Source organism: Streptomyces sp. SM10, assembly GCF_002910915.1.
Taxonomy (GTDB): domain Bacteria; phylum Actinomycetota; class Actinomycetes; order Streptomycetales; family Streptomycetaceae; genus Streptomyces.
The window spans coordinates 57,113-64,349 of record NZ_NEUF01000119.1 but is presented as its reverse complement, the minus strand read 5'-3'; the positions used below and the strand labels follow the sequence as shown (position 1 = coordinate 64,349).

The window sequence follows — 7,237 nt, the reverse complement described above, 5'->3', positions numbered from 1 at the left end:
CCCCGGCACCAGCTCTCCGTACGCCCCTGACGCCGGGGCCCGGTGGCGGGTCGGCGTCCTGGGCACAGCAGGCGCACCAGCTCGCGCAGCCCGAGGGGGCGGCCCGCCCCCAGGCGCAGCCGGGGCCCCGGCAGCAGAGCCCGGTGCCCCCGCGGCAGCAGGCCGCGGGGCCCGAGCAGCAGCAGCCCGTGGTGCCCTGGAAGCCCCCGGTGGATGACCCCTTCCAGCAGCTGGCCCGGTCCCAGTCCTCCGCCAGGCCCGCCGGGCTCGGCAGGCGGCTGGCGGCCCGGGTCCTCGACACGGTCGTCCTCGGCGCGCTCGTCGGAGCGGTCGGCTTCCCGCTGGCCACCCAGGCGATGGACCACATCGACGGGAAGATCGAGGCGGCGAAGATGTCGGGGGAGACGGTCACCGTCTGGCTCCTGGACGCCACCACGGCGGGGCTGTTCGGCGGGGTGCTCGCCGCCTTCCTGGTCCTCGGCTTCGTGATCGAGGCCCTGCCCACCGCCAGGTGGGGCCGCACGCTCGGCAAGAAGGTGTGCGGGATCGAGGTGCGGGACATCGAGTCCCACGACGCGCCGAGTCTGGCCGCCGCACTGCGGCGCTGGCTGGTGTACGGGGTGCTCGGACTGCTCGTGGTCGGCCTGTTCAACGTGCTCTGGTGCCTGGTCGACCGGCCGTGGCGCCAGTGCTGGCACGACAAGGCGGCCCGCACCTTCGTCGCGGGCTAGGGTCCTTCGTTCGGATCAGGCCGGATCAGGGAGTGGGCACGACCCGAACGAAGGACCCCAGCGCGGCGTGTACGCCCGTGTGCTGACGTTCCGTCCCCCGAAGGGACCTCAGCCGTTGCGGGCCTTCGTGGGCCGGGATGCACTGCCCCCATGAGCAACGAACCACCGCCCCCGCCGCCCGACGACGACCCCTTCTCGAAGAGGCCGCCGCAGGGGTCTCCGCCCCCGTCGAGCGGTTCCCCCTACGGCAGCGGGCCGCCGCCACCGCCCCCGCCGCCGAACGACCCGTACGGGGGCGGTGGTCCGTACGGTGGAGCGGATCCGCTGGCCGGCATGCCGCCGCTCGCCGAACCCGGCAAGCGGATCCTGGCGCGGCTGATCGACTTGCTGATCATCTCGATCCCGCTGTATCTGATCTCGCTGCCCTTCGGCGGGGCGGTCGACGTCTCGTCGGACGACGGCAACGACGACTTCGGCAACGCCGTCGGCAACGCCTACTCGGGTCATCAGCTGGTCTGGTCGCTGATCGGTCTCGTCGTCTACGTCGCCTACGACACGTACTTCACGCACAAGGACGGCCGAACGCTCGGCAAGCGACTGCTGAAGATGCGCGTCGCGATGCTCAACGACGGCTCGGTCCCCGACACGAGCTCCTCGCTGATGCGGGCCGTCGTGCTCTGGCTCCCCGCCCTGCTGTGCTGCCCGTGCCTGTGGTGGCTCATCAACATCGTGCTGATGTTCACCGACAAGCCCTATCGGCAGGGTCTCCAGGACAAGGCGGGCAAGACCGTGGTCGTCAGCGTCCGCTGACCCGGGCCGTGGGGTTCAGCGGTGCAGCGAGTGCTCCCCGACGTGCTGCCGCCGGGCCCTGGTGATCTCGATGTCCCCGACGGTGCGGTGCGTCCGGGCGGTGGCGGGCGGTGCCGCCCTCCGGGCCGGCCTCGCGGGGGCCGGCAGGGCCAGGGCCACCAGCAGGCCGAGCACCAGTGAGGCGGTGCCGACGGCGGCGACACCGATGCCGGACTCCGTCCGGAACAGCAGCAGCAGGGCGAGAGCGGAGATGACGACGGTGGCCGAACCGTAAAGGAACTGTGCGGCAGTCGGACGCGGCATGGCGGTATCCGTCCTCGGGGTGTCGGATAGGGGCGGTCTCTCAACACGTTCGCACTGTCAATCGACTCTACGACGCTGGATGCCCGCGAGGAACCGGTAGTAAGCGTGACCTAACCCACGGTGCCGGTGCACGGGGGGCGCACGGAGTCACGTTGTCGCCAACGAAGTCTTCCGGCGCGCCGGTTGGGCCCGGATCGCCTGGATGTGCGTCCGGATACCGGAAAACAGCTCCCACATAGTGCACTTGGTATGTGCAAGTCAAGATCTGTCTTTTCTCTCGTAACTCCGATCGAATGTCGTCACTTGTGACGCGTTGAACGCGCGCGGCCCGTACTCACCCCCTGGCCGCGGACGCGAACGCCGGGGAGGACTGCATCAAGTGATTACTCAGAGACGGGCGCTACGCGCCACCGCGGTTGCCGTGGCCCTGGCCGCCACCGCCGCGACGGCGTCCACTTTCGCCACGGCCCAGGCAGATGACAAGGCGCCGGGATCCGGCACATCCGCCGTCGACCGCCGCGACCCCGCGCCGGTCAAGGGGCAGGAGCACGACCTGGAAGGCCCCTTCAGCAAGGAGCAGGACGCCCAGCGTCAGGCTGCGCTGGAGCAGGTCCTGTCCGGCGACAAGAAGGTGACCACCAAGGGTGGTTCCAAGGTCGTCAAGCTCGGCAGGAGCAAGTACGTCGAGCTCGGCCGGGAGAAGACCGACAAGATCTTCACCATCCTCGTGGAGTTCGGCGACCAGGTCGACGACACCACGATGTTCGACCCCGACGGCGACGGCCCCAAGCCGCCCGTCAAGAAGTACGGCGGCACGCCCGGCCCTCAGCACAACGAGATAGCCGAGCCTGACCCGGCGAAGGACAACAGCACCGCCTGGCAGGCCGACTACAACCAGGCCCACTTCCAGGACCTCTACTTCGGTGAGGGCAAGGGCAAGGAATCGCTGAAGACGTACTACGAGAAGACGTCCTCCGGACGCTACTCGGTCGACGGCGAGGTCTCGGACTGGGTCAAGGTCCCGTACAACGAAGCCCGTTACGGCTCGAACTACTGCGGCTCGACCAACTGCGCCAACGTCTGGGACACCGTCCGCGACGGCGTCAACGCCTGGGTCACCGACCAGAAGGCCAAGGGCCGCGCCCTGGACCAGATCAAGGCGGACCTCTCCCAGTACGACCAGTGGGACCGTTACGACTTCGACGGTGACGGCAACTTCAACGAGCCCGACGGCTACATCGACCACTTCCAGCTGGTCCACGCCGGCGAGGACGAGTCCGCGGGCGGCGGTGCCGAGGGCACCAACGCCATCTGGGCGCACCGCTGGTACGCCTACGGCACCAACGCCGGTGCGACCGGCCCCGAGGGCAACAAGGCCGGTGGAGCCGAGATCGGCGACACGGGCATGTGGGTCGGCGACTACACCGCGCAGCCCGAGAACGGCGGCCTGGGCGTCTTCGCCCACGAGTACGCCCACGACCTCGGCCTCCCGGACCTGTACGACACCTCCGGCGGCGGCGAGAACTCGGTCGGCTTCTGGTCCCTGATGTCGGCGGGCTCCTGGCTCGGCACCGGCGACGGCGAGATCGGCAACCTCCCCGGCGACATGACCGCCTGGGACAAGCTCCAGCTGGGCTGGCTCGACTACGGCACGGCCAAGGCCGCGACGAGGTCGACCCACAAGCTGGGTGTCTCGGAGTACAACACCAAGGACAAGCAGGCGCTGGTCGTCGAGCTGCCCGAGAAGGAAGTCACCACCACCGTGACGAAGCCCGCCGAGGGCTCGAAGCAGTGGTGGAGCGACATGGGCGACGACCTGTCGAACACCCTGACCCGCTCGGTCGACCTGACCGGGAAGTCGTCCGCCTCGCTGGACCTGTCCGGCTGGTACGACATCGAGGCCGACTACGACTACCTCTACACCGAGGTGTCCACCAACGGCGGCAGCAGCTGGACCGCGCTCGACGGCACCGCGGACGGCAGGGCCATCCCGCGTGACGCCAGCGACAAGCCGGCCCTGACCGACGTCTCCGGCGCGTACAAGAAGCTCAGCTACCCGCTGGACGCCTACGCCGGCAAGAAGATCGACCTGCGCTTCCGCTACCAGACGGACGGCGGCGCGGGCGGCAAGGGCTTCACGGCCGACGCCATCACGGTCACCGCCGACGGCGCCGCGCTCTTCACGGACAACGCCGAGGGCGACGACAACGGCTGGACCAGCAAGGGCTTCTCGCGGATCGGTGAGTCGTTCACCAACGACTACCCGCAGTACTACATCGCCGAGAACCGCCAGTACGTCTCGTACGACAAGACCCTCGAGGTCGGCCCGTACAACTTCGGCTTCTCCGCCACCCGCCCCGACTGGGTCGAGCACTACGCGTACCAGAACGGTCTGATGGTCTGGCTCTGGGACACCTCCCAGAAGGACAACAACACCTCGGTCCACCCGGGCCAGGGTCTGATCCTGCCGGTGGACTCGCACGCGAAGCCGCTGAAGTGGACGAACGGGACACTCCTGCGCAACAAGATCCAGCCGTTCGACGCGCCGTTCAGCTGGTACCCGAACAGGGGCTTCACGCTGCACAACGCGGACGTGGCGCTGAAGATCAGGCCCTCGCTGGGCGTCCCGGTCTTCGACGACCGCAGGGGCACCTACTGGTACGAGGAAAACCCGACAGGAAGTGTCAAGGTTTCTGACACCAACACCCGCCTGACCATCGTGCACGAGCCGCTCAGCGGCTCGACGATCACCGTGAAGGTCGGGCCCTCGGGCAAGTAGTCCGAAAAACACCTGGTCACAGCATGATCGGCCGTCGCCCTCTAGCGGGCGGCGGTCGATCGTGTTTAGGTGCGTCCTACCGATACTTATTGACACGAAGTCTTACGGGGGAGCGCGAAGCATGGCAGGCGGAGGTTTCTGCAGGTTGCCCAACGGCACCGTGGTGGTGGCACTGACCCTGAACGGCCCGGCCGGTGGATCCGGCCCCGGAGAGCCGGTACGGGTCCTGGTGCACGCGGCGAACCGGGCGCGCGCCCTGACCAGGCTCCGCAACCTCGGACTGCGCGCCGTCTATCTCCGGGGCAACGCCCAGCCGCCCACCCCGGACGAGGTCACGGCGGTCCTGCACCACCCGGACGGGCTGCTCTGGCGCACGGCGCCGCAGACCGGCCAGGAGCTCTGGCACCCGATACGGGCGCTGCTGGGATCCTCCGGATACGCGGGACCGGCCCGCCCGGCGGCCTGAGTCCGCCCGGCGGCGGTCAGACGACCGGCTTGCCCGACAGCTGCACTCCGGCGTTCCGCAGCTCCTCCAGGGCCCGCTCGGTGGTCCCCTCGGCGACACCGGCGGTCAGCTCCAGCAGCACATGGGTGGCGAAGCCCTCGCGGGCGGCGTCCAGGGCGGTGGCCCGCACGCAGTGGTCCGTGGCGATGCCGACGACGTCGACGGCGGTGACGTAACGCTCCCGCAGCCATCGGGCGAGCCCGACGCCGTTCTCGTCGACCCCCTCGAACCCGCTGTAGGCGGCGGCGTACGCCCCCTTGTCGAAGACGGTGTCGATCGCGCCGGAGGCCACGGCGGGGGTGAAATTGGGGTGGAAGCCCACGCCCTCCGTGCCGGCGACGCAGTGCGGCGGCCAGGAGTGCTCGAAGTCGGGGGCCGCGGAGAAGTGGTCACCCGGGTCGATGTGGTGGTCGCGTGTGGCCACCACATGGCTGTACCCGGGCTGGGCCTGACCGATCAGGTCGGTGATGGCGGCGGCGACATCGGCGCCGCCCGCCACCGCGAGGCTGCCGCCCTCGCAGAAGTCGTTCTGAACGTCGACGACGATCAAGGCGCGATGCATGGGGGTCGTCCTCCGGTGGGGGATTCGGCGGGTATGCGGATGTCGGGGGTGGGTATGCCACCGAGCCTAGAGACTCGGCGCACCCGGCGGGAGGGGGGCACACGTGCCGGCTCCCGCGCCCTGCACGGCCCGGCGGCCGGAGTTCCCGGCCCACTCCTCGCCTCACACGTACTCCGTGGGCAGCACCGGCTCGCCCCGCGACAGCTGCATGGCCGACATCGGCAGCCCCGCCCGCGCCGCGACGTGCCGGTCCCGGGCCGCCTCCAGCGGCTCCCGGCCGATCACCTCGCCGCCCCGGACCAGCTGCACCTGGAGCTGCCGGTCCGCCAGCTCCGACGGGATCTCCCCGCTGCCGATCACCTCGGCCTCGGCCGCCCCGGCCTCGTCCAGCCGGCGGGCCGCCCACTTGCGGCCGCCCCGTGACGACTTCGCGCCCAGCGACCGCTTCGCCACCGGCAGCAGCGGATCGGCCGGGTCGGCGGACCCCGCACGCGCCACCAGCTTGTAGACCATGGAGCACGTCGGGTGCCCGCTCCCGGTGACCAGCTGGGTGCCCACCCCGTACGCGTCCACGGGCGCGGCCGCCAGCGAGGCGATCGCGTACTCGTCCAGGTCGGACGTCACCACGATCTTCGTCTCCGTGGCGCCCAGCTCGTCCAGCTGCTGCCGGACCCGGTGCGCGACGAGCAGCAGGTCGCCCGAGTCGATGCGTACGGCGCCCAGCTCCGGCCCCGCGACCTCCACGGCCGTGCGGACGGCCTCGGTCACGTCGTACGTGTCGACGAGCAGCGAGGTGCCCCGGCCCAGCGAGTCCACCTGTGCCTGGAAGGCGTCCCGCTCGCTGTCGTGCAGGAGCGTGAAGGCGTGCGCGCTCGTTCCCACGGTGGGGATGTCGTACCGGAAGCCGGCCGCCAGGTCCGAGGTGGTGTGGAAGCCGCCGATGTACGCGGCGCGGGCGGAGGCCACCGCCGACAGCTCGTGCGTGCGCCGCGCGCCCATCTCGATGAGGCGGCGGCCGCCCGCGGCGGCCGACATCCGGGACGCGGCGGCGGCGATCGCCGAGTCGTGGTTGAGGATCGAGAGGATCACGGTCTCCAGCAGCACGCACTCGGCGAAGGAGCCCTCGACCCGCAGGAGTGGCGAGCCCGGGAAGTACACCTCGCCCTCCGGGTAGCCCCAGATGTCGCCGCTGAAGCGGTAGTCGGCCAGCCAGTCGACGGTGGGGGCGTCCACGACCTTCTGGTCGCGCAGGAAGGCGAGCATCTCGTCGTCGAAGTGGAAGTTCTCCACCGCGTCCAGCACCCGCCCGGTGCCCGCGACGACGCCGTAGCGCCGCCCCTCGGGCAGGCGTCGGGTGAAGGCCTCGAAGACGGAGCGCCGTCCGGCGGTGCCCGCCTTCAGTGCGGCCTGCACCATCGTGAGCTCGTACTGGTCGGTGAAGAGCGCGGTCGACGGCACACCGACCCGTCGCCCAAGGTCCGCTGAGTTCATGCCGGGGATGCTACTCCCTATTCGTCAGAGTGACGAGATGGGGGCGCCGTTTGTGC

At 70.2% G+C, this 7,237-nt stretch carries 7 protein-coding genes; 4 read left to right on the top strand and 3 right to left on the bottom strand.

Features of this window, described 5'->3' with window-relative positions:
• Both B9S57_RS18710 and B9S57_RS18705 read left to right on the top strand, forming a co-directional pair.
• The coding region (locus B9S57_RS18710) for an RDD family protein (RefSeq protein ID WP_181011391.1) at positions 1-731 on the top strand (731 nt) is incomplete at its 5' end.
• Positions 732-881: 150 nt separating this feature from the next.
• Positions 882-1,541, top strand: a complete 660-nt coding sequence (locus B9S57_RS18705; RefSeq protein ID WP_103516709.1) for an RDD family protein — start codon at positions 882-884, stop codon at positions 1,539-1,541.
• A gap of 15 nt (positions 1,542-1,556) precedes the next feature.
• On the opposite strand, the gene B9S57_RS18700 is transcribed toward B9S57_RS18705, so the two are convergent.
• Positions 1,557-1,844 (bottom strand): hypothetical protein, encoded by a 288-nt coding sequence (locus B9S57_RS18700; RefSeq protein ID WP_103516708.1) that lies wholly within the window; start codon positions 1,842-1,844, stop codon positions 1,557-1,559.
• A 379-nt stretch (positions 1,845-2,223) separates the two neighbouring features.
• Here B9S57_RS18700 and B9S57_RS18695 point away from each other — a divergent pair, with 379 nt between their 5' ends.
• On the top strand, positions 2,224-4,623 hold the full coding sequence (locus tag B9S57_RS18695; protein WP_103516707.1) for an immune inhibitor A domain-containing protein: 2,400 nt from the start codon (positions 2,224-2,226) through the stop codon (positions 4,621-4,623).
• 121 nt (positions 4,624-4,744) lie between these two features.
• Positions 4,745-5,089: a hypothetical protein gene (locus tag B9S57_RS18690; protein ID WP_103516706.1), complete on the top strand. Its 345-nt coding sequence runs from the start codon at positions 4,745-4,747 to the stop codon at positions 5,087-5,089.
• A 16-nt stretch (positions 5,090-5,105) separates the two neighbouring features.
• Here the strand turns inward: B9S57_RS18690 and B9S57_RS18685 are convergent, their stop codons facing one another.
• Both B9S57_RS18685 and B9S57_RS18680 read right to left on the bottom strand, forming a co-directional pair.
• Positions 5,106-5,690 carry an isochorismatase family protein gene (locus B9S57_RS18685; protein ID WP_103516705.1) on the bottom strand — a complete coding sequence of 195 codons (585 nt, stop codon included), beginning with the start codon at positions 5,688-5,690 and terminating at the stop codon, positions 5,106-5,108.
• Between the two features lie 162 nt (positions 5,691-5,852).
• Entirely contained in the window at positions 5,853-7,181 is a 1,329-nt protein-coding gene (locus B9S57_RS18680; RefSeq protein ID WP_103516704.1) for a nicotinate phosphoribosyltransferase, read from the bottom strand.
• Between the last annotated feature and the right edge of the window lie 56 nt (positions 7,182-7,237).